The organism is Micromonospora sp. KC721 (assembly GCF_004348355.1).
Lineage (GTDB): Bacteria > Actinomycetota > Actinomycetes > Mycobacteriales > Micromonosporaceae > Micromonospora.
On sequence record NZ_SMJY01000097.1, the window covers coordinates 1 to 22,151 of the forward strand.

The window sequence follows — 22,151 nt, forward strand, 5'->3', positions numbered from 1 at the left end:
GCCCTGCACCGTCTCGTACGCCTCCGCGGCTCCGCCCACGGCCGACGTGGCGGTGGCCCGGCTGCGGGCGGCGGGGGCCCGGCGGGTGGCGGTGGTCGGCTACTTCCTGGCGCCGGGGCTCTTCCACGACGGGGTGGTGGCGGCGGCGCGTGCCGCTGGCGCGGTCGCGGTCAGCGGGCCGCTCACCGACGCGCCCGAACTGGCCGACCTGGTGCTGCGCCGGGTGGACCGCTCGGTGCGGACGTGACCTGGTCGCCAGGTGGCAGCCGCCAGATGGCAGGGCCAGCTCGACGACTGCTGGCCGGTGATCTCCTGTGGTACGGGACGCGGACAGCGTAACGCCCCGGCGGGGTGGAACCCGGCCGGGGCGTTACGGCTGGCGGTGGGTCAGGCGGAGTGAGCGCGCAGCACCCGGAGACCGCCGCGGCGCTTCACCGCGCGGCGTTCCTCCTCGCTCATCCCACCCCAGACGCCGGCGTCCTGACCGGACTCCAGTGCCCACTGGAGGCACTGGTCGGTCACCGGGCAGCGCCGGCAGACGGCCTTCGCCTGTTCCACCTGCAGCAGGGCCGGACCGGACGTCCCGATCGGGAAGAACAGCTCCGGGTCCTCGTCGCGGCAGACGGCATCGTGGCGCCAGTCCATGGCGGCAACACTCCTCATTCTGGATGGGTGGCAGATAACGCTGGTGCTTTTTCTTATGTGCGTCCGCAGTGCCGGTCGTAACGGTTCGCGCCCGACTATTCAGCAATGCGTGAGCAGGCTCGTTCAGCCCCGGGACCTGCTGCAACGGCTCCGTCGGGGGAGCGCGTCCCGGCAATGCCCGGTAACTCAAGTTCGCTTGTGAATACTTTCACGAACGCTGTCGATGTCAAGGGTGACGCGAGGAAAAACTCCGCACGGTGAGCAAGCTCACGACCCCTTTGTCTAGATTTGCGGCCTCCCCGGTTACCCGGCGTGCCACAGTCGATAGTCAATGTAGTACAGTGCGCGTGACAATGCAGACATTTCCGGCATCACCCTCCTGTCCGCGGCGCCCACCGCTTCGTGCGGTGTAACGATCGCCGACCAAGGGCGTTACCCGAGACCTAGCAGATTACTCTCAGTGCCCCGGGAATGGAGGAAAATCTGACCTTTTCTCGTTCGCCAAGGTAGTCGCCGTCGACCTGGAAGGCCTGGGGACGGCTGCTGACCAGGGTGAACTCGGGGACGTCGTGTAGCCGCAGCACCCGCTTGCCATGTGGATCCGGGTTCCGGGAGACAAACTGCGTGACCGTGCGTGTAGTGCTGACCACCCGTAGCTGCCGCAGTGCCAGCACGTCGAGCCCGAGGTCGAAGGAAGCCTCCGGATTCGGATTGATCTCCCGATCGCCCAGGTAGGTCCATGGGGCGCAGTTCTGGATGATGACCGTCGCCAGCTCACCCTCGACGGGCTCGCCCGGGCGCTCCAGCGAGATCGCCGGATGCCGGCGATCCGAGTCGAGGAAGTACTGGCTCACCGTTGCCCGAAAGTACAACCCGGGCGTCGACACCCGGCCCCGCCGGCGGGCCTGCTCCACCCGGTGGATCACCGCGGCGTCCACGCCGAAGCCGGCGCAGAAGGTGAAGTAGCGGTCGTCGGCCCGACCCAGCCCGATCGTCCGGGACCGGCCCAGCCGCAGCCCCTCCAGGATCATGCTGGTGCCCTCCGGCCACTCCCGGGGCAGACCCAAGGCGCGGGCGAAGACATTCGTCGAACCACCCGGCACCGTCGCCAGGGCGGGCAGCCGCTCGGCGCGGGTACCTGACGTGCCGAACGTCGGCGGCTCGGCCGTCATCAGACCGTTCACCACCTCGTTGACCGTGCCGTCCCCGCCGAGCGTGACGACGACGTCAACCCCCTCCTCGGCCGCCTCCCGGGCCAGGTCGGTGGCGTGCCCGCGGCGGCGGGTGTACCGCACCGACAGGTCTACTTCGCTGCGCAGCGCCCGGACCAGGACGTCCCGGCTGCGCTCGCTGGTGGTGGTGGCGTTCGGATTGACCACCAGGACGGCCCGCATGGGCGGCACTGTACCGCGCTCGCCGGCGGGTATCGTGGCCGCGTGACGCGCGACTGCGACCCGCTGCCCGACACCCTCCGGTGGGCGGTACGGCTGCTGCGCGGTGAGGCCGCCGCCCTGGCGCTGCTCGCCGGCTGGCTGATCTGGGCGGACCTGACCGCCACCAGGACCGACCTGGTGTCGGCGCTTCTGGTGACCGGGTTCGCGATCGGCGCCACCGCCGCGCTCTGGGCCCTCGGTGGGGCGCTGGCCCGCCGACGGGCCGGTGCCCGGGCGCCGGCGATCGTGCTCCAGCTCATGCTGCTACCCATCGGCTGGTTCATGGTCCAGGCCGGACTGGGGTGGTGGGGCGCACCGCTGATGGCGCTCGGCGTCGGGGTCTGCGCGTTGCTGCTCAGCCCGCCCACCACGCGGGCCCTGGGTTTCGGGTGACACCCGGCGCGGCCACGGCGGTGGCCGCCGACGGTCAGTAGCCGGAGCGGCGGGTCAGCAGCGAGATGGTGGCCCGCCCGTCGGCCGACTGGGCTGCGGCGGCGGTGGTCAGCGCGGTGAGCACCTTCCAGGCGAACGAGGACTCCGACGGCAGCGTCGCGCCCGGCACGACCGGCACCGTCACCTCGACGGTGAGCGCGTCCTCGGTGACCGCGAAGCAGCACTCCAGTTCGGCGTCCCGGGTGGCGATGGCGAGCAGCATGGCGCAGGCCTCGTCCACCGCGATGCGCAGATCCTCGATCTCGTCCAGGGCGAACTGGAGGCGGGCCGCGAGCCCCGCGGTGGCGGTGCGGAGCACACCGAGGTAGCCGCCGTCGGCGGGCACGGTGAGGTGCACCACGTCGTCGTCGGTGGTCGGTTGCCCGGTCAGTTGAGTCACGCCTCATCCCCCTGGTCGGGGACTCTACCCTCTCGGGCGTTCCCGGGGGCAGGGGCCGCCTCCGCCTGTGCGGCGAGCGCGTGCAGCGCCGGCCCGCTGAGCCGGTACGGCACCAGCCCTTCCACCGGGACCGCCCGGACCGAGGCGTAGAACCGGGCGGCCGGATTCCAGTCGACCATCGACCATTCGAGGCGTCCGAAGCCGCGCTGCACGCAGGTGGCAGCCAGCGTGGCCAGCAGCAGCCGACCCGCGCCGGTGCCCCGGAACGGCGGCCGGACGTAGAGATCCTCCAGGTGGATGCCGTGCCCGCCGACCCAGGTGGAGAAGGTGAGAAACCACAGCGCGAAGCCCACCGGTTCGTCGTCGGCGTCGACCGCCACATGCCCGAAGAGAGCGGGCGACGGGCCGAACAACGCCTCGGTCAGTTGCTCGGCGGTCAGCCGGCACTGGTCGGCGGCGTGCTGGTAGTCAGCGAGTTCGTGCACCATCGAAACGACGGCCGGCACGTCGCGGGGACGTGCCGGCCGGATCGACGGCGGCGGGAAAGGCCGACTCACGCCTGCTTGGTCTCCCAGAAGATCTTGGAGATCTCGTCGATCTTCTGGAGCAGCTCGTCCGCCTTGGACGGGTCGGTCCCGCCCTTGGCACCGGCCGCACCGGCCAGCTTGGTCGCCTCGTTGAACAGCTGGTGCAGGTGCGGGTACTTCTCGAAGTGGGCCGGCTTGAAGTAGTCGGTCCAGAGCACCCACAGGTGGTGCTTGACCAGGTCGGCGCGCTGCTCCTTGATCAGGATGGCCCGGGTGCGGAACTCCGGGTCGGTGTTGGCCTGGTATTTCTCGCAGATCGCCTTGACCGACTCGGCCTCGATGCGGGCCTGCGCCGGGTCGTACACGCCGCACGGCAGGTCGCAGTGGGCGCTTGCGGTGACACGGGGCGAGAGGATGCGGGGAAGTCGCATCAGAGTCCTCCACGGGATGTTTGCGATGATCCAACCTGAGATTACTCCTGGCACGTCCCCGATAGGGGCGGAGGGGAAACCTGATGACGGTGGAGCGCGCCTGGCTGCGCCGCCCGCTGGCCGCCGTCGGGGTGACCGGCCCGTCCATGTCGCCCACCCTGCGGCACGGCGACGCGCTGCTGGTCCGCGTCGGCGCTCGCGCGATCCGCCCCGGCGACGTGGTGGTCGCGGTCTTCCGCACCCGCCCCGACCTGCTCGTGGTCAAGCGCGCGGTCCGTCCACAGGACGGCGGCTGGTGGGTACGCGGCGACAACGACCTGGTCACCGACGACTCCCGGGCGTACGGCGTGGCCGACGTACTGGGCCGGGTGGTGCTGCGCTACTGGCCGCGCCCCGGCCGGGTGCCCCGCCGGCGGGAGTTATGACCCTGCTCACATGCTGGTACGAGGGGCCTGACTAGACTCGGAAAGTGCCTGGGTGACCCCCGCACCGCGCGCCGCTGTCGACGCCTCACCTCGTGCCTCGACCCGGCCGCTCCGTCTGCTCGACAGATCCTGGAGTCACCATGTCTGCGTCCACCGTGGATCCTGACGATCCCGTCTTCCGGCTGCACGTCGGCGGCAAGCTGGCCGTCGCCTCGACCGTCCCGCTGACCAGCCGGGAGGACCTCTCCCTCGCGTACACCCCGGGCGTGGCCCGGGTCTGTGAGGCGATCGCCGCCGACCCGGCCCTGGTCGACGACTACACGTGGGTGTCGCACACCGTCGCGGTCGTCACCGACGGCTCGGCCGTGCTCGGGCTGGGCAACATCGGCCCCCGTGCCGCGCTGCCGGTCATGGAGGGCAAGGCGGTGCTGTTCAAGCAGTTCGCGGGGGTCGACGCGGTACCGATCTGCCTGGACACCCAGGACACCGACGCGATCGTGACGGCGGTGAAGATGCTCGCGCCGTCCTTCGGTGGCATCAACCTGGAGGACATCAGCGCCCCGCGCTGCTTCGAGATCGAACGCCGGTTGGACGAGGAACTGTCCATCCCGGTCTTCCACGACGACCAGCACGGCACCGCGATCGTCGTACTGGCCGCGTTGCGCAACGCGGCGACCCTGCTCCAGCGCAAGCTCGGTGACCTGCGGGTGACGGTCAGCGGCGCGGGCGCGGCCGGGGTCGCGGTCACCCGCATGCTGATCGCCGGTGGGGTCAACCCGGAGCAGGTGGTGGTCTGCGACTCCCGGGGAATCATCGGCCGGCACCGCGCCGACCTGACCGAGACCAAGGCGTACCTGGCCGAGACCACCAACACCGGGGGACGCGAGGGCGACATCACCGAGGCGCTGCGCGGCGCCGACGTGCTGGTCGGCGTCTCCGGCGGGGAGATCCCGGAGCAGGCGGTGGCCGGAATGGCCCCGGGCGGCATCGTCTTCGCGCTGGCCAACCCGACTCCGGAGGTGCACCCGGAGGTGGCGGCCCGGCACGTGGCGGTGGTCGCCACGGGGCGCAGCGACTACCCCAACCAAATCAACAACGTGTTGGCCTTCCCCGGCGTGTTCCGGGGCGCGCTGGACGCCCGGGCCACCCGGATCACCGACGGGATGAAGGTGGCCGCGGCCGACGCGATCGCCGCGGTGGTGGCCGAGTCACTGACCGCCGACGCGATCGTGCCCTCCCCGCTCGACCCGCGGGTCGCCCCGGCGGTGGCGCAGGCGGTCGCCGAGGCGGCCCGCCGCGACGGGGTCGCCCGCGCCTGACCTGTCGAAGAAGGGCCCGAGCGATCGGCTCGGGCCCTTCTTCGACGATCGGTTCCCTTGTTACGGTGCCGATCATGCGTGCCGCCTTTGCCTCCCGCTTCGACACCGACCACCCGCTCGCCGCGCTCGCCGTCGGCGAGCGCCCCGAGCCGACCCATCCCGATGGAAGCTGGGTCACCGTGCAGGTGCGGGCCAGCTCGCTCAACCACCACGACATCTGGTCACTGCGCGGGGTGGGGCTGACCGTCGACCAGCTTCCGATGATCCTCGGCTGCGACGCCGTCGGCACCGACCCGGACGGCCGTGCGGTGGTCATCTACCCGGTGGTGCCCACCCCCGGTGACCCGCGGGGGGTCTCCATCCTCTCCGAGCACTTCCCCGGCACCCTGGCCGAGCGGGTGGCCGTACCCCGGGTGAATCTGCTGCCGCTGCCGGCGGGGGTGTCGGCGACCGACGCGGCCTGCCTGCCCACGGCCTGGCTGACCGCGTGGCGGATGCTGACCACCAAGGGGCGGGTGGACGAGGGCGAGTCGGTGCTGGTGCAGGGCGCGGGCGGGGGCGTGGCCACCGCGGCCGTCGCGCTCGGCGTCGCGCTCGGCAAGCGGGTGTACGCGACCAGCCGGGACGCCGGCAAACGGGAGCGGATCGCCGAGCTGGGGGCGACCGCACTGGAGCCGGGCGCACGCCTGCCCGAACGGGTCGACGTGGTGATCGAGACGGTCGGCGCGGCCACCTTCGACCACTCGCTCAAGTCCGCCGCGCCGATGGCCCGGATCGTGGTCTCCGGGGCGACCGCCGGGCACGAGCCGAAGGTCAACCTGCGCCGGGTCTTCGCCATGCAGCTGGAGATCCTGGGTACCTCGATGGGTACCCCGGAGGAGCTGACCGAGCTGCTGGCCTTCTGCGCCGAGCACCAGATCCACCCGGTGGTGGACAGCGTCGTCCCGTTCAGCCGGGTCGAGGAGGCCTTCGCCCGGCTGCACTCGGGTGACGTCTTCGGCAAGGTCGTCGTCGACCACACCGCCTGACGGCGCGACCCGCGGCCGCCGGGTCGCGCCGCCGCTGTCAGAGGTGGTCGTCGAGGGTGGCGATGCCGCCGCGGGTCGCGCCCTCGGGGATGCGGGCCTTGGCCTTCTCGTCGCCGTACAGGGTCCAGCGGAGGAAGTCGACGCTGGTGTCGGTGATGACCCGCAGCGCCGCGCCGTTGCCGAGCAGCCCCCGGCCGTGGTCGCCCTTCGGGAGGCTGAGCATGGCCTTCGGCCACGGCACCGCGTCGTAGACCGCCTTGCCGGCGGCGTACTTCACCACCTCGTCGGCCTGGCCGTGCACGAAGAGTTGCGGTGCGGCGGTGCCGGCGAACGCCGTGCCCACCCCGATTCCGGTGCCGGCGAAGACCAATCCCGCGTCCAGCCGCTTGTCCCGGTTGACCCCGAAGAGGCCGATGGTGGTCACCCCACCGGCCGAGTGCCCGGCCGCCGCCACCCGGTCGGTGGCGAGCCGGCCACGCAACGGGTCGTCGGCCTTCGTGTCCAGCGCCAGCACCTGGTCCAGCACGTACGACACGTCGGCGGGCTGCTTCAGCACGTCGAACGCGTTGTTGTCGGTGCCCCGGCTGGTGTGCGGGAAGGTGGGCGCGGCCACCACGAACCCGGCCGCCGTCCACGGGGTGAGCAGTGCCGCGTAGTCGTCCGGTCTTCCGCCCAGGCCGTGGCTGAACACCACGACCGGGAACCGGCCGTTTGCCGCCGTCGCGCCGCGCTTGGGCGCCTTGCCGGCGTCACCCGAGGCCGGGTACCAGATGGTCACCGGCAACGGCCGGTCGCCGCCGCGGTTCAACCGCAGCAGGCGTACGCCGACGGCGAAGGTTTCGCTCGGCGCGCTGCCGGCGGGCGCCGGGGCGGGGGTGGTCGCCGCGGGTGGCTTCGACGCTGCGGCCGGCGTGGCGGCCGGGGTTGGCGTGGCCGAGCAGCCGGCGAGAGCGGCGGCGAGCAGTACGGCGGCGAGCGCGATCGGGGTGGGGCGACGGGGCATGGTGACGATTGTGCCTCCGTCGGTGGGTTTTCCGGCAACCGGTCGCCGGAATCCTGTCTCGGGCGGTACGGGCCGTCGTCCGGTCGGCCGGGTCGGCTCCACCGCTCGGGCCACAGCGGTCACGTTCGGTGCGCCGCCGGCTGACGGGAAAACGAGGTTGCCCCGCAGTCGGCATAACTGCCTTAACAATGTCCGAATGCGGCAAATTGACGTAACATTTTCGTAATGGAGAGCGTGATTGGTCAGCCCAGCGTTGCTGCTCATCATGTCGGCGAGCCGGTGCAAAAATTCGCGAATGGTCAGACCTTAACTCATTGACGCTGAAGAGATCGTCGGTTAGCCTGAGTTGCGCCCTTTACTCATGTGCTGGCCCTTCTTATGCTTGCTCAATGTAATTGCGGCCACCTCCGTTCGCTGATCATATTGAGGATTCAATGCATTACGGACATTCCGGGTCTGTTGGTGAGCTCCCCAACCTTCTGCTCCTGGGCAGTTCTGCTCGTAAACGCGCCCATCGTGTTCGGTGGCGGCAGGTGCTTGCCGCCGGGCTGGGAGCTCTGCTCGCGTTCACGATAGGTCCGCCAGCGGTGGCCAAGGCGGCCGCCCTTCAGGCGGTCGGCCAGATGTCGGCAGCTGAGCTCAACGCGATGTGGACGGAGTACGGAAACGCGGGAGGTCATTGGACCGGTGGGGATCGTACGGTCTCGGTCACGTTGCCCGATGGGCGGGTGGCATGGCTCTTCTCAGACACGTTCCTCGGTGCCGTCAATGGGGACGGCTCGCGTCCGGCAAGCAGTCCCATGGTCCACAACACACTTGTGGTCCAGGATGACAGCGGGCTGATCGAGACACGGCATGGCGGCACAGCCGCAGCCCCCAAGTCGCTGATGTGCGACGACAGCGTGGGGCTCGGCTGCTGGGTCGCTGACGCCCTAGTTGACGGTTCTGTGTTGAGAGTGATGGTCAACAGGTACGAGTCCACTGGTCCGGGGATGCTGGACGTCAAACCAACCGGTAACGCCCTCGTGACGCTGGCGTTGCCCAGTCTGTCCGTCCAGGAGGTCCGAGACCTTCCACTTGGCAGTTCGATCACCTGGGGTCAGGAGCTGTACAACGAGGGCGGGTACACCTACATCTACGGGTCGGAGCACACTCCCGACATGAAGTTCGCCCACCTGGCGCGTGTCCCGCAGGGTGGCTTGGCCGGTCCGTGGCAGTTCTGGACCGGAAGCGGTTGGTCGGGTCAGGAGCGAGAGTCGGTTCGTATCGCCAGCGGTGTGGGAACCTCCTTCGCGGTGCAAAAGGTTGACGGGCGGTACTTGCTCGTGACGATGGAAGGCCACCTGGTCTTTAACTCCGTGATTGTCGCCTACACCGCGGACTCGCTGACCGGCCCCTTCGATGGACCGATCGAGTTGGCCCGCGCGCCCGAGGGCAACGGCGGCCGGCAAGTGATGGTTTACGACACCTCGCTTCACCCCAACCTGGCCCCTGACGGCAAGCTGCTGATTTCCTACAACGTGAACAGCCTGGATAGGCAAGTCACGCTGGACGACGTGTCGGTCTACCGGCCGCGTTTCGTCGAGGTGCAGTGGCCGCGGCCGCAACCAGACCCGTCACTGTTACCCGGCAAGCCGACCAACCTCATGGCAAGCGTCGACACCGAGGGCGGTGTTCGCCTGTCTTGGAATGCGCCAGCAGGTGATGGGCTAAAGTACTGGGTGTACCAGAAGGATGTGACGGCTGGCCAGATCCAATGGGTGCGGCTGCCTCAGTCGGTTGATCGAACGTCAGTGGACCTGACATTTCTCAGGAACGCGCACACGTATCAGTACTATGTGACGGCGGAGAACGGGGTCGGTGAAGGGCGAGCCTCGGACCCGGTGTCGGCCACCGTTTCGGTGCAACCCCCGACGGCACCGAGCAACCTGACGGCGACCGCAGGGGCCGACGGTAAGATCTCCCTGAGTTGGAGCGCTGCCGACCGAGGCTGGTACTACGAGGTCGAGCGCCGGGACATCACCGCCGGGCAGACCGAATTCCACACGGTCGCGCACCCGGATGGAACGAAGACCACCCTCGTGGTGGACTGGCTGGAACACCAGCACGAGTATGAGTTCCGGGTGCGAGCCGTGGGCGGCTCAGGAGCGGGGCCTTACTCGAACCTGGTACGAGCGACCTCCTTCTACTCGCCACCGGACGCGCCTACCGGACTGTCGGCGGCACCGCAGCCGGACGGCACGATCAAGCTGTCGTGGACGGCCCCGCCGGGCGAGGCCTGGCATCGCGTCTACCAGCGGGATGTCACCGCCGGGGAAACGGAATTCACCGCCTGGCCGTTGCCGGTCACGGAAGGAACAACCGCGACCGCGCAGTACCTGATCCATGAGCACGAGTACGAGTTCAAGATCGTCGCGACCAACAGGGGCGGGGATTCGGGGGCGTCCAACCTCGCGCGTGGCGTGGCCACGTACCCCCTGCCAGCCGCACCGAGCGGTCTGACGGCCAGCGCCCAGACCGATGGCACGATCAAGCTGGCCTGGGCCGTATCACCCGGCGGGGTGTGGTACCGGGTGTACCAGCGGGACGTCACAGCAGGTGAGACGGACTTCACCGCTTGGCCGGCACCCGTCACCGAGGGCGCGACCGCAACCGCCGAGTACCTGACCCACGGGCACGAGTACGAGTTCAGAATCGCCGCTACCAGCCAAGCCGGCGAGTCGCCACCGTCCGATCCGGCGAGGGCGACGGCCACCTATGCCCCGCCCAAGGCACCCACCGGGCTGACGGCCGTAGCCGGCGACGGACGGGTGGACCTAAGTTGGACAGAGACACAGTCCAACGTTTGGTACGCGGTATACCAGCGGAACGTAACGGCTGGTGAAACGCAGTTCAGCAAGTGGCCCTTCCCTGTCACCGAGGGCACCAGCGCCACTGCCAGCCACCTGACAAACGGCCACGAGTACGAGTTCAAGGTTGCCGCAACGAATGCCGCGGGGGAAAGCCCAGCAAGCAACATCGTCCGGGCGACCCCGAAGCCAGCGCTGCCCACGGCCCCGACCCAACTGCAAGCCACCGCCCAGTCAAACGGCACGATCGCGCTCGCCTGGCAGGCTCCTGGCCCCAACCTGTGGTACGCCGTGTACCAGCGGAACGTGACCGCTGGCGAGTCGCAGTTCAGCAAGTGGCCGCTGCCGGTGTCCGAGGGCACTACCGCAACTGCTCAGTACCTGACCCACGGGCACGAGTACGAATTCAAGATCGCCTCGACCAATGCCGCTGGTGAGAGCCCAGCGACAGCGCCGGTCCGCGCTACCGCTCGACACGCCCCGCCACCGGTGCCGACAAACCTACGAGGCGCGACAGCGGGCGACGGCAAGATCGAGCTGAACTGGGACGCACCATTTTCCGGCGTCTACTCCGTGATCTATTGGCGTGATGTCACGGCCGGGCAGAGCAACTTCACCCGGTTGGAATACCTGACCACCCAGACCTCGATCACGATGGAGTACCTACAACACGGGCACGTCTACGAATACAAGGTCGCGGCGACGAGCGCAGGTGGCGAGGGCGCAAGCTCGACGGCAATCCAGGTCACCGCCTACTACAGCCTCCCGTCTCCGCCATCCAACCTCACCGCGACCGCAGGGGATGGCAAAGCGACCCTCAAGTGGACGGCAAGCCCCACGGCCAACGTCAACTACGTCGTGTACTACCGCGACAGCACCGCCGGCCAGTCGTGGCAGCGGCTCGCCCATCCCACGACGGCCGCGTCCCAGGTGCTGGAGTACCTGACCAACGGTCACATCTACGAGTTCCGGGTAACGGCATCCAACTCAGCAGGACAGAGCGCACCAACGCCGACGGCAACCGCCAAACCCATGCCACCGAAACCCCATCCGCCCACCGGGCTGCTTGCCACAGCGGGAGACGGAAAGGTCAGCCTGCGCTGGACGGCGAGCCCTACCGCGAACGTGTGGTACCGGATCGAGATGCGCGACACAAGCGCAGGTCAGGGTTGGACCCGGCTGAAGGACCCGGTCGATGCCACAGCGATCACGATCAACTATCTGACCAACGGTCATACTTATGGGTTCCGAGTCCTCGCCAACAACGTCGCGGGGGACAGCGCGCCCTCCAACGAGGTCTCGGCAAGACCCATGCCGCCGAAGCCGCAGGCCCCCACCGGGCTGACCGCGACCCCTGGTGACGGGAAGGTCAGCTTGCGTTGGACAGCCAGCCCGACCCCGAACGTCTGGTATTGGATCGAATACCGAGACACCGCCACCGGTCAGGCCTGGACCAGAGCCCCGTATCCGGTTGACGGCACGTCTGTCACCATGAACAGCCTCTGGAACGGGCACACCTACGAGTTCCGCATCCGCGCCAACAACCTCAGCGGCGACTCCCTACCGTCAAACGTCGCGAGTGCACGACCGATGCCACCGATCCCGCAGCCACCCGCGAGTCTGACCGTGACTGCCGGGCTCGGGCAGGCCACCCTGAACTGGGCAGCCAGCCCGACGCCGAATGTCTGGTACCTGGTTTACCAGCGCGATGTGACAGCCAATAAGGCGTGGGTTCAGTTGCCCTACCCGGTCAACGTTCGCACCATGAAGGTCGATCAATTGATCCCGGGCCGGACCTACGAGTTCAAGGTTGCGGCAACAAACATCGCGGGAGTCAGCAGTCCTTCGAATGTGGCCCGAGCGACTATGCCTAAGCCTCCCCCGGTAGACGACATCAACCTGCAACCTGTCCTCTTCGGTATCAAGGCATCTTGGCCTGCGGTGGTCGGCGCTGACGGCTACGTGATTTACTACAAAAAGCGAAATGGAGACGAGTTTTGGCCGCCTCGGGAGAGCATGACGAGGCTGCCGTACCCGATTACTGGAACGTCCTTCACTATTAACCAACTATATGAGCCGAGTCTCTGGTGGGTGGAGGTTGTTGCATCGAAGTACGGCGTCGAGGGGCCCACTCGCAACCTCAATGCTGTTGACTCCGGATACACTTACAAGACAAACGACGATTCATATCTGTATGAATCGGTGGTCTCCTATATCTACAGCGAGATGCACAAAAATGTCCGCTCGACTGTTCTGGAGGGCATACGTGCAAACGTCCAGAGCGGCACCGACATTGGTTGGACAAACGCGAATGCTGTCTTTGGTGCGTTAGTCGCCCCTGGGAGCGTGTGGGATCACAAGCCCAGTATTTCCCGGGTGCTGGGACCGGGCGTCGAATACGGCAATAAAGGCCTCTTCTATCGCGTAACGGGGCGGCCTTATGAAATTTACTATGACGTCTGGTCGAATATTCACTACGGTTACGTGGGTCGCCGAGCGATGTTCTCCCGTGATTGGTTGCAATACGCTGCCTCGCTGGTGGGCATTACCGATGCCGGCGATCGCCGATCAATCAACATAGGTGTGGACCTGTACGAGCGGCATGGTCTCTCATTAACAAGGGCCGACGTTGACAATGCTGTGCGCGCGCACTTGACGCAATACGCGGCAGAAGACAAGGCTATCCCCTTCAGCCTCCGCAACATCCCCAACGTCCCCTGAATTCATCGCAGCAGGCTCATCCGTACTGATGGCCGTGTTGACCTTCAGTACGGATGAGCTGAGCAGCAAAGCCAGGGGCGCGCTGGCCAGTGGGGACGTGACGATGGGGCAGAGCGGTCCGCTGTCCGGGGTGTCACAGGACCACCGCCCTGGCCGCGTGGGGCGAGGCTGCGAGCAGGTTGCGTGGGTGACAGTCCCGGGTTGGTCTGCTGACGGAGGAAGTAACCGTTCGTTGAACTGGACGGTGCCGTCCGACGGGGGCGGTGCGGTGCGGGCTCCTTCGCTAGGGTCACGGCATGTCTGACGGATACGTGGACCCCAGCGGCAACACCGAGCAGTTCCGTGCCTTCGCGAACCCCCCGGACGCGACGACGGCGGTCGAGTCGCCGTCCCGGCTGCCGCTGGTGCTCGGTGGGGCCGTGGTCGGGGTGCTGCTGGTCGCCGTGGCGACCTGGCTCGTCCTGAGCTGAGCCGGCCGCCGTGGTGTGAGCCGCCGGCCCGGCGCGGCCCGGGCCCGCGGCGCTGCGGTCCTCAGCTGGTGAGCACCGGCCAGGCGTAGGCGAGCAGGGCGAACGCGGCGCCCAGTAGTGCCAGCGAGATGCCCCGGGTGCGGATGGGCAGCGCCGCGAGCGCGATCAGGATGACCGCGACGAGGTAGAGGAACGCCTGGACCGACACGACGATCTCCTTGAGTGACGAGGACCGATGGTGGCCGGAGCTGTACCCGGTCGAATCCTCGGCGGAAACCCGCGTGTCCGATTTGGTCGGAAACTGTCGACGCTCTTGTATATGGCTGTTCGGCGATGTTAGAAACTGTGCGGCGATGTCGTTTCGGTTTCGGTTCTGTTAGGCGATGTCGTCATGACTGCGAAGCCTGGGAGCAGACGATGTCTCACGCCCGACCGGACCTGACCCACCACACAGGACCACCGACCCGCGCGGCCGTCCGTGCCGCCCTCGCCCTCACCCTCGTGCTCGGCCCGGTCACCCTGCCCGCGCCGGCGACCGCAGCGACCCCCCTGGCTGCGGCGCCTCTGGCTGCGGCGATGGCGCCCGACCCGGCACCGCACACGCTGCCCACCCGGACCGTCGACCCGACCGGCGGGCCGAAGAACGCCGCCGACGTGTACCGCTACCTGGAGAACCCCGGCATGACCGGCGAGGGGCAGCAGCCGCCCCACGCCGACCTGCGGCCCTACCCCGACGTCCGCGCCGCGGTCGCCGACGTGACCACACACGACGCGCCCAACCCCGAGGTGACCTCGCTCAGCGGCCAGTGGCGACTGAAGATCTTCAACCGGCCCGAGGACGTACCGGCGAACTTCTACGCTCCCACCTTCAACGAGCGGAACTTCCCGGCGGTGTCCGTACCGCACACCTGGCAGTCGGACTTCATCGACCACCCGATGTTCCGCAACATCCCGGAGGAGATCTGGCCGGCCGAGCCGCCGAAGGTCCCCCGCGACACCAACCCCACCGGCGCGTACCTGCGCACCGTCCACCTGCCCCTGGACTGGGCCGGCGACCAGGTGTTCCTGCGCTTCGAGGGGGCCACCAGCGGATACTTCGTCTGGGTCAACGGCGGATACGTCGGATACGACCAGGGCGGATACACCCCCGCCGAGTTCGACGTCAGCGCCCTGCTGCGGCCAGGACGCAACCGCATCGCCGTACAGGTGCACCGCTGGGGCTCCGGCTCCTACCTGGAGGACTACGACCAGTGGCGGTACAGCGGCATCTTCCGGGACGTGACGTTGCGCCGTACCGGAGCGACCTGGCTGCGCGACGCGTACCTCACCACCGACCTGGCCTCCGACCACCGCAACGCCACCTTCACCGCGCAGGTCGACGTGGCCCGGTCCGCGAAGGGCAGGACCGGCCGGCACACCGTACGGGCGAGATTGCTGGCCCCGAACGGACGGACGGTGACCACCCTCGCCGGCCACGTGGACCTGACGACCGGCAGCACCGGCGGCCGGGTCACCCTGAGCACGCCGGTGATCAACCCGGCCAAGTGGAGCGCCGAGGACCCCAACCTCCACACCCTCTCCCTGGAACTGCTCGGCCCGGACGGTAGGACCGAGCACGCCACCGCCCAACCGGTCGGGTTCCGCGAGGTGGAGGTCCGGGATCGGCAGGTGCTGGTCAACGGGAAGCGGATCCTCATCAAGGGCACCAACCGGGCGGAGACCGACCCGGACACCGGCCGGTACGTCAGCCGGGACGCGCAACGCACCGACGTGTTCCTGATGAAGAAGCTGCACATCAACGGTGTGCGGACCGCCCACTATCCGTCCGACCCGTACTTCTACGACCTGGCCAACAAACACGGGCTCTGGGTCGCCGACGAGGTCGACATCGAGACCCACGCCCGCGAGCGGTGCCCCAGCGTCTGCCTGGCCGACAAGCCGGAGTGGGCGGCGGCGTTCGCGGACCGGTTCGCGGCGATGGTGGCCCGGGACAAGAACCACCCCAGCGTGATCATGTGGGACACCGGCAACGAGGCCGGTCTCGGCTCCGCCCACCACGCCATGGCCGCCTGGGCCGACGCCAACGAGCCGACCCGCCTGCTGTACCACCAGTCCAACTCGCCCGACGGTGACGCCCCCTTCGCCGACGTGTCCGGCCCGCGCTACCCCACCCCGGCCTCGCTCGAGGCCAAGGCCACCGCCGGCACCAAGCCGCAGATCATGGGCGAGTACGCCCACGCGATGGGCAACGGCCTGGGCAACTTCGACCAGTTCTGGGCGCTGGCCCGCAGATACCCGCAGATCCAGGGCGGGTTCATCTGGGACTGGGCCGAGCAGAACCTGCGCCAACCGCTGATCCTCACCCCCGACCGGTCACCGAACCGGATCCAGACCTTCCTGGTCGGCAAGCCGGAACCGGCCCCGGGCCGGCCCGACCGGGGCCAGGCGATCGGCCTGTCCAGCCTGGACGACTACGTCGACGTGTTCCGCCACCGGCGGCTCGACGTGACCGGCTCCGCGCTCACCCTGGACGCCTGGGTGACACCCGGCCAGTGGGCGGGCAGCTTCCCGATCCTCACCAAGGGCCAGTCGTACGGCTTGCAGATGCGCGACGCCGACACCCTCGAGTTCGGCGTACGCGCCGGAGCCGGCCGGGCCACCGTCGTCGCCGCCGTCCCCGCCGACTGGTACGACAACTGGCACCGGGTGACCGGCGTCTACGACGGCGCCACCCTGCGGCTGCTCATCGACGGCCGGCAGGTCGCCACCGTCGCCCACACCGGTGCCATCGACCCCGGGCTGTACGAGGTGAACATCGGCCGCAACGCCGAGACCCAGCAGGACGACCTGCGCACCCGGACCGGCCGTGGGCTCGTCGACGACGTGCGGATCTACCCGGCCGCGCTCACCGACACCGACCTGGCCGCCGATCCGGTCGACCGGGCGGCGCTCGCGCTCGACTTCGACCGGTACGACCGTCAGGGCGACTTCCTCAGCCTCGGCCTCAGCCTCTCCGGCACCGACGGCCTGGTCGGCTCCGACCGCGACCTGCAGCCCGAGGTCCAGGAGATGGCCTGGGCGCACGCCCCGATCCGGTTCACCGCCGTCGACGCGGCGGCCGGCAAGGTCCGGATGCACAACGAGCAGCAGGCCGGCACCTTGAACGTCAGGCTGACCTGGGCGCAGCAGGAGATCGACCGGACGCTGCGCTCCGGCAGCCGTACCCTGAGCCTGGCCCCCGGCCAGACCGTCGACCTGGACCTCGGTCCGGCACCGGCCAACCCGCACCACCGGCAGCGCCACCTCACGCTCACCGCCACCAGCACCACGGACGTGCCGTGGGCCGAGCGCGACTGGATCCTCGGGCAGGACCAGTTCAGCCTGGGCGGCCGGATCGTGCCGGGCGTGCTGCCCGGCCCCACCCCGACCGGCCCGGCCCCGACGGCCACCCGCGAGGGGGACGAACTGACCATCGCCGGCCAGGGCTGGCGCTACCGGTTCGACGCCCGGTCCGGGCTGCTCACCTCGATGCGGGGCGACGGTCAGGAGCTGCTGCGCACCGGGCCGCAGCTCGACGTGTACCGGCCGCCGACCAGCAACGAGACCTACAGCTGGGGCACCGACGACCGTCGGATCTGGCACGAGGTGGGGCTCGACCGGCTGCGCAGCACGGTGACCGGGTTCGAGACGTCGACCGAGGGCGGCGCGGTGGTCGTGCGGGTGCGGTCGACCTCGGCCGGCGCGGGCACCGAGGCGCTGCTGTCGTTCGACCAGACGCAGACGTACCGGATCGACGCCCGGGGCACCATCAGCCTCAGCAACGAGGTGCAGGCCAAGGGCTCCCGGGCCGGCTCGCTGCCCTACCTGCCCCGGGTCGGCGTGGCCATCCAGGTCAACGACGAACTCGACCGGTTCGCCTGGTACGGGCGTGGCCCGCACGAGACGTACAACGACCGGCGCTCGGGCGCGCTGATGGGCGTCTGGAAGTCCACCGTGGAGCAGGAGTACGTGCGCTACTCCCGGCCGCAGGCGTACGGCAACCACACCGACGCGGCCTGGGCCACCCTCAGCGACGGCAAGAAGTCGGGGCTGCTGGTCGGCGGTGCCCTGGACGTCAGCGTCACCCCGTACGACGACCTGGACCGGGCCGAGTACGACCACCAGCTCCCGCTGGTACGCAACGACGGCTGGGTGACCCTGCACGCGGCGGCCAAGGAGACCGGGATGGGGGAGACCCCGAACTCGGTGCTCGACCCGTTCTGGGTCTCCCCGACCGCCCGGCACCAGCAGGAGCTGGTGCTGCGTCCGCTCACCGAGAGCGAGGTGCGGGCCGGCGGCGTGGTCGACTCGCAGGCCACCGCCCCCTGCCCGCCCGACGTGGCGGTACGCACCGACGGTGAGGTCACCGCCGGCACCCCCGAGCGGGTGGAGGTGTCGGTCTCCGCCCACTGCGCCGACGGCCTGCGCGACGTCACCGCGTCGCTGGCCGCCCCGGCGGGCTGGACGGTCACCCCGGCCACCGCCGAGCTGGGCACGGTGGCGGCCGGCACACCCGGCACGGCGGTGTTCCAGGTGACCGCGCCGGCCGGCACCGACCTCGGGACGCACCGGCTGACCGCCACGGTCGCGGCCACCTCTGGCGGCGGGTTCCGCGGCACGGTGACCGCGACGGCCACCGTACGGACCCCGCTGCCGGCCGGTTCGGTCTGGCTCAGCGACCTGCCGTGGGTGGAGGAGTCCAACGGCTGGGGTCCGGTGGAGAAGGACCGCAGCAACGCCGAGCAGCCCCGCGGCGACGGCCGTCCGCTCACCGTCGGCGGCATCCGGTACGACAAGGGACTGGGCGGGCACGCGGTGTCGGTCGTCTCCCTGGACATGGCCGCGCGGTGCACCTCGTTCCGCTCGGACGTGGGGGTCGACGACGAGAGCGGCAACGGCGGCTCGGTGGTCTTCGAGGTCTGGGTCGACGGCCAGTTGCGGGCGCGGTCCGGGGTGCTGACCGGTGCGGCCGGACCGGAGTCGCTGAGCGTCGACGTGACCGGCGGGCGGCGGCTCGAACTGCGGCTCACCGACGCGGGTGACGGAAACGGCAACGACCACGGCGACTGGGCGGGCGCCCGGCTGGCCTGCGCCACCTGAACCGTACCGGCGCGGCGGCGACCCCGGTCGCCGCCGCGCCGGCGGTCGCCGGGGTCGACGTCCGTCGGCCCCGGCCCCTCGGGCTCAGCCCCGTGCCGCGACCACCGCCCGGGTCTGCAGGGCGATCTCCCGCTCCTCGTCGGTGCCGACCACGCAGACGGCGACCTCCGCGCCGTCCGGCGAGATCACCCGGTCGCCGGAGCCGGCGTTGCGGTCCGGGTCCACCCGGATGCCGAGCCGCTGCAGGCCGGCCAGCGACGCCGCCCGGACCTGCGCGGAGTGCTCGCCCACCCCGGCGGTGAAGGTGACCGCGTCCACCGCCCCCAGCAGGGCGTAGTACGCCCCCACGTAGCCGGTGATCCGGCGGCAGTAGACGTCGAAGGCGAGCGCGGCGGCCGGGTCCCCGGCCTGCCGGCGGGCCAGCACCTCACGCATGTCGTTGACGCCGGTCAGGCCGAGCAGCCCGCTGCGGTGGTTGAGCAGGTCGTCGATCGCGTCCACCTCCATCCCGCCCTCGCGGCGCAGGTGGAAGACGATCGTCGGGTCCAGGTCGCCGCTGCGGGTGCCCATGACGAGCCCTTCCAGCGGCGACATGCCCATCGAGGTGGCCACGCTGCGACCGCCGTCGACCGCGCAGACGCTCGCCCCGTTGCCCAGGTGCAGGGTGATGGTGCGCAGCTCGGCGTACGGCCGGTCGAGCAGGTCCGCGGTGCGTCTCGACACGTACGCGTGGGAGGTGCCGTGGAAGCCGTACCGGCGGATGCCGTACCGCTCGGCGACGTCCCGGTCGATCGCGTAGGTGGCGGCGGCCTCGGGCAGGGTGTGGTGAAACGCGGTGTCGAAGACGGCGACCTGCGGGACGTCCGGCATCGCCCGGCGGGCCGCCTCGATCCCGGCCAGGTTCGCCGGATTGTGCAGCGGCGCGAGCGGGACGAGGTCCTCGATGGCGGCGAAGACCTCGTCGTCGACCAGCACCGGCTCGCTGAACCGCCGGCCGCCGTGCACCACCCGGTGCCCCACCGCCCCCAGACCGGCCAGGTCGAGGCGCTCCAGGATCCCGCGTACGGCGGCGGTGTGGTCGGCCGGCCCGCCGCCCGGCTCGCCGACCCGTTCCACGGTGCCCCGGTCGCGGATGGTCTCGCCGTCGTAGAGCCGGTATTTGACCGACGACGACCCGCAGTTGAGCACCAGCACCCGACCGGTCACGAGTCCCTGCCTTCCGGCGACCCGGCCGCCTGGATGGCGGTGATCGCCACGGTGTTGACGATGTCGGCGACGGTCGCGCCCCGGGACAGGTCGTTCACCGGCCGGCGCAGACCCTGCATCACCGGGCCGACCGCCACCGCGCCCGCCGACCGTTGCACCGCCTTGTACGTGTTGTTGCCCGTGTTGAGGTCGGGGAAGACGAAGACCGTGGCCCGCCCGGCCACCGGGCTGTCCGGCAGTTTCGTGGCCGCGACCTGAGGGTCGATCGCCGCGTCGTACTGGATCGGCCCCTCGACGAGCAGGTCCGGCTGGCGTTCACGGACCAGCTTGGTGGCCGCCGCGACCTTCTCCACGTCCGCGCCGAAACCCGAGTCGCCGGTCGAGTACGACAGCATCGCCACGCGCGGCTCGATGCCGAACCGGGCCGCCGTGTCCGCCGACGAGATCGCGATGTCGGCGAGTTGGGCGGCGTCCGGGTCGGGGTTGACCGCGCAGTCGCCGTAGACCAGCACCCGGTCGGCCAGCAGCATGAAGAAGACGCTGGAGGCCACCGAGACCCCGGGCACCGTGCGGATGATCTCGAAGGCGGGGCGGATGGTGGCCGCCGTGGTGTGGGTGGCTCCGGAGACCATGCCGTCGGCGTGCCCGGTCGCCACCATCATCGTGCCGAAGTAGTTCGGCTGCGCCACGATGTCGTGGGCCAGTTCGACGGTGACGCCCCGGTGGGCGCGCAGCGTCGCGTACTCCTCGGCGAAGGCGTCCCGCCAGCCGCTGGTCACCGGGTCCACCACCTCGGCGCCGGTGACGTCGACGCCCAGCTCCCGCACGCGTCGGGCGACGTCGTCGGGACGACCGAGCAGGGTCAGGTCGGCCACGCCCCGGCGGAGCAGGATCTCCGCCGCGCGCAGGATCCGCTCCTCGGTGCCCTCGGGCAGCACCAGCCGGCGGCCGGTGGCCCGCGCCCGGTCGATCAGGTCGTACTCGAACATCAGCGGGGTGACCCGTTCGGAGCGGCTGACCCGCAGCCGGCGGGCCAGGTCGACGGTGTCCACGTTCTGCTCGAAGGCACCGAGCGCGGCCTCCACCTTGCGCGGGTTGGCCGGGCTGGGGCGACCCTCGATCCGGCTGGACGCCTCGACCGTGTGGTAGCTGTCGCTGGCCACCGAGAGCACCGCGAATCCGGTGTTGAGCCCCTCGACCAGGCGCATCACCCGGGGGTCGGGCGGTTCGCCGAGGGTGAGCACCACCCCGGCCAGCGAGACCTGCCCGGCGACGTGCGCGGCGCTCGCCGCGACCAGCAGGTCGGCCCGGTCCCCGGGGGTGATGACCAGCGCCCCCTCGGTCAGGTGATCGAGCAGGATCGGCACGTGCGCCGCGCCGACCACGTAGTCGAGCACGTCCCGGTCCAGCGCGGCGTCGTCCCCGGCCAGCAGGGTGGCACCGAGCGCCGCGGCCACCTCGGCCACCGTTGGCGCCGACACGGTCGGCACCTCCGGGATGGCGTACGCGGGGACCGGCAGCTCGGGCAGGGTCATCGGCCCGGGAACCCGGTTCGCGATCACCGCCAGCACCGTCGCGCCCAGGTCCACCAGATCGTGGTACGCCCCGCGCGCCGTGGCCGCGACCGTCTCGGCCGACTGCCCGTGCCCGTCCACGACCGGCACCACCACGCTGCCGAACTCGGTGGCGAGCCGGGCGTTGAAGGCCAGTTCCCCGGGGCCCGCCCCGTCACCGCCGGCGGTGAAGTCGCTGCCCACCACGACCACGGCCGGGCAGCGCCGTTCCAGCTCCCGGTAGCGTTCGACGATCCGCGAGATCAGTTCCTCGCGGCGGCCGTCCGCGGCCAGCGCGGCGGCCTCGGCGTAACCGACGCCGGCCAGTGCCGGCTGTGGCAGGTCGATCCGGTACCGGTCGGTGAGCAGGGCCAGGATCGGGTCCGGCGCGGCGTCGTCGACCAGTGGTCGGAACACGCCGATCCGTTCGACCTGTCGGGAGAGGAGTTCCGCGAGGCCGAGGGCGATGGTCGACTTGCCTCCGCCGGATCCCACGCTGGTCAGGTACACACTGCGGGCCACGGGATCCACCCTAGAAGATCACCGCCCCCGCCGCCCGGGACCTGCGCC

The 22,151-nt window shown here is 69.9% G+C and carries 17 protein-coding genes; 8 read left to right on the top strand and 9 right to left on the bottom strand.

Features of this window, described 5'->3' with window-relative positions; all coding sequences use genetic code 11:
- Positions 1–247: CbiX/SirB N-terminal domain-containing protein (locus E1182_RS17540; RefSeq protein ID WP_305792131.1), on the top strand; the 247-nt coding region annotated here is incomplete at its 5' end.
- A 140-nt stretch (positions 248–387) separates the two neighbouring features.
- Here the strand turns inward: E1182_RS17540 and E1182_RS17545 are convergent.
- Complete coding sequence (locus tag E1182_RS17545) at positions 388–645, bottom strand: WhiB family transcriptional regulator (RefSeq protein ID WP_073834718.1); 258 nt, start codon at positions 643–645, stop codon at positions 388–390.
- A 443-nt stretch (positions 646–1,088) separates the two neighbouring features.
- Positions 1,089–2,039: a diacylglycerol kinase family protein gene (locus tag E1182_RS17550; RefSeq protein WP_132266447.1), complete on the bottom strand. Its 951-nt coding sequence runs from the start codon at positions 2,037–2,039 to the stop codon at positions 1,089–1,091.
- A 42-nt stretch (positions 2,040–2,081) separates the two neighbouring features.
- Between E1182_RS17550 and E1182_RS17555 the strand changes: the two genes are divergently transcribed.
- The gene (locus E1182_RS17555; RefSeq protein ID WP_132266450.1) at positions 2,082–2,471 is read left to right on the top strand and encodes a hypothetical protein; all 390 of its coding nucleotides are present in this window, start codon (positions 2,082–2,084) and stop codon (positions 2,469–2,471) included.
- A 34-nt stretch (positions 2,472–2,505) separates the two neighbouring features.
- Here the strand turns inward: E1182_RS17555 and E1182_RS17560 are convergent, their stop codons facing one another.
- The 3 genes from E1182_RS17560 to sodN all read right to left on the bottom strand — a co-directional run bounded on the left by E1182_RS17560 (position 2,506) and on the right by sodN (position 3,868).
- Positions 2,506–2,910, bottom strand: a complete 405-nt coding sequence (locus E1182_RS17560) for an ATP-binding protein (protein WP_132266454.1) — start codon at positions 2,908–2,910, stop codon at positions 2,506–2,508.
- Positions 2,907–3,398: a GNAT family N-acetyltransferase gene (locus E1182_RS17565; RefSeq protein ID WP_132266483.1), complete on the bottom strand. Its 492-nt coding sequence runs from the start codon at positions 3,396–3,398 to the stop codon at positions 2,907–2,909. Before E1182_RS17565 ends, E1182_RS17560 begins: the two co-directional genes overlap by 4 nt.
- Positions 3,399–3,463: 65 nt before the next feature.
- Entirely contained in the window at positions 3,464–3,868 is a 405-nt protein-coding gene (gene sodN, locus E1182_RS17570) for a superoxide dismutase, Ni (RefSeq protein WP_132186416.1), read from the bottom strand.
- Positions 3,869–3,951: 83 nt separating this feature from the next.
- Here sodN and E1182_RS17575 point away from each other — a divergent pair, with 83 nt between their 5' ends.
- The 3 genes from E1182_RS17575 (at position 3,952) to E1182_RS17585 (ending at position 6,640) form a co-directional block, all read left to right on the top strand.
- The gene (locus tag E1182_RS17575; RefSeq protein WP_132266457.1) at positions 3,952–4,293 is read left to right on the top strand and encodes a S24 family peptidase; all 342 of its coding nucleotides are present in this window, start codon (positions 3,952–3,954) and stop codon (positions 4,291–4,293) included.
- A 140-nt stretch (positions 4,294–4,433) separates the two neighbouring features.
- On the top strand, positions 4,434–5,612 hold the full coding sequence (locus E1182_RS17580; RefSeq protein ID WP_132266460.1) for an NADP-dependent malic enzyme: 1,179 nt from the start codon (positions 4,434–4,436) through the stop codon (positions 5,610–5,612).
- A 74-nt stretch (positions 5,613–5,686) separates the two neighbouring features.
- Positions 5,687–6,640, top strand: a complete 954-nt coding sequence (locus E1182_RS17585) for a zinc-binding dehydrogenase (protein ID WP_132266463.1) — start codon at positions 5,687–5,689, stop codon at positions 6,638–6,640.
- 37 nt (positions 6,641–6,677) lie between these two features.
- Here E1182_RS17585 and E1182_RS17590 read toward each other — a convergent pair whose 3' ends face one another.
- Positions 6,678–7,643, bottom strand: coding sequence for a chlorophyllase (locus E1182_RS17590; RefSeq protein WP_132266466.1), 966 nt, complete (start codon positions 7,641–7,643; stop codon positions 6,678–6,680).
- A gap of 587 nt (positions 7,644–8,230) precedes the next feature.
- On the opposite strand from E1182_RS17590, the gene E1182_RS17595 reads away from it, so the two are divergent.
- Positions 8,231–13,213, top strand: coding sequence for a fibronectin type III domain-containing protein (locus tag E1182_RS17595; RefSeq protein ID WP_165942639.1), 4,983 nt, complete (start codon positions 8,231–8,233; stop codon positions 13,211–13,213).
- A 296-nt stretch (positions 13,214–13,509) separates the two neighbouring features.
- On the top strand, positions 13,510–13,683 hold the full coding sequence (locus E1182_RS31160; RefSeq protein WP_165942640.1) for a hypothetical protein: 174 nt from the start codon (positions 13,510–13,512) through the stop codon (positions 13,681–13,683).
- Between the two features lie 61 nt (positions 13,684–13,744).
- Here the strand turns inward: E1182_RS31160 and E1182_RS31165 are convergent, their stop codons facing one another.
- Positions 13,745–13,891: a hypothetical protein gene (locus E1182_RS31165; RefSeq protein WP_165942641.1), complete on the bottom strand. Its 147-nt coding sequence runs from the start codon at positions 13,889–13,891 to the stop codon at positions 13,745–13,747.
- A gap of 209 nt (positions 13,892–14,100) precedes the next feature.
- Here E1182_RS31165 and E1182_RS17600 point away from each other — a divergent pair, with 209 nt between their 5' ends.
- A complete protein-coding gene (locus E1182_RS17600; protein ID WP_132266473.1) occupies positions 14,101–18,822 on the top strand; it encodes a glycoside hydrolase family 2 TIM barrel-domain containing protein in 4,722 nt (1,573 codons plus the stop codon).
- 84 nt (positions 18,823–18,906) lie between these two features.
- Here E1182_RS17600 and E1182_RS17605 read toward each other — a convergent pair whose 3' ends face one another.
- Together E1182_RS17605 and pta are read right to left on the bottom strand one after the other, a co-directional pair.
- The gene (locus E1182_RS17605) at positions 18,907–20,028 is read right to left on the bottom strand and encodes an acetate/propionate family kinase (RefSeq protein ID WP_132266477.1); all 1,122 of its coding nucleotides are present in this window, start codon (positions 20,026–20,028) and stop codon (positions 18,907–18,909) included.
- Positions 20,025–22,112 carry a phosphate acetyltransferase gene (pta, locus tag E1182_RS17610; protein WP_132266480.1) on the bottom strand — a complete coding sequence of 696 codons (2,088 nt, stop codon included), beginning with the start codon at positions 22,110–22,112 and terminating at the stop codon, positions 20,025–20,027. Before pta ends, E1182_RS17605 begins: the two co-directional genes overlap by 4 nt.
- Positions 22,113–22,151 lie beyond the last annotated feature (39 nt).

Excerpts from the sequence above, each read along its gene's own strand:
- E1182_RS17545 (WP_073834718.1), bottom strand. The coding sequence starts at position 645 with ATGGACTGGCGCCACGATGCCGTCTGCCGCGACGAGGACCCGGAGCTG.
- E1182_RS17550 (WP_132266447.1), bottom strand. The coding sequence starts at position 2,039 with ATGCGGGCCGTCCTGGTGGTCAATCCGAACGCCACCACCACCAGCGAG.
- E1182_RS17565 (WP_132266483.1), bottom strand. The coding sequence starts at position 3,398 with ATGGTGCACGAACTCGCTGACTACCAGCACGCCGCCGACCAGTGCCGG.
- sodN (WP_132186416.1), bottom strand. The coding sequence starts at position 3,868 with ATGCGACTTCCCCGCATCCTCTCGCCCCGTGTCACCGCAAGCGCCCAC.
- E1182_RS17575 (WP_132266457.1), top strand. The coding sequence starts at position 3,952 with ATGACGGTGGAGCGCGCCTGGCTGCGCCGCCCGCTGGCCGCCGTCGGG.
- E1182_RS17580 (WP_132266460.1), top strand. The coding sequence starts at position 4,434 with ATGTCTGCGTCCACCGTGGATCCTGACGATCCCGTCTTCCGGCTGCAC.
- E1182_RS17585 (WP_132266463.1), top strand. The coding sequence starts at position 5,687 with ATGCGTGCCGCCTTTGCCTCCCGCTTCGACACCGACCACCCGCTCGCC.
- E1182_RS17590 (WP_132266466.1), bottom strand. The coding sequence starts at position 7,643 with ATGCCCCGTCGCCCCACCCCGATCGCGCTCGCCGCCGTACTGCTCGCC.
- E1182_RS31160 (WP_165942640.1), top strand. The coding sequence starts at position 13,510 with ATGTCTGACGGATACGTGGACCCCAGCGGCAACACCGAGCAGTTCCGT.
- E1182_RS17600 (WP_132266473.1), top strand. The coding sequence starts at position 14,101 with ATGTCTCACGCCCGACCGGACCTGACCCACCACACAGGACCACCGACC.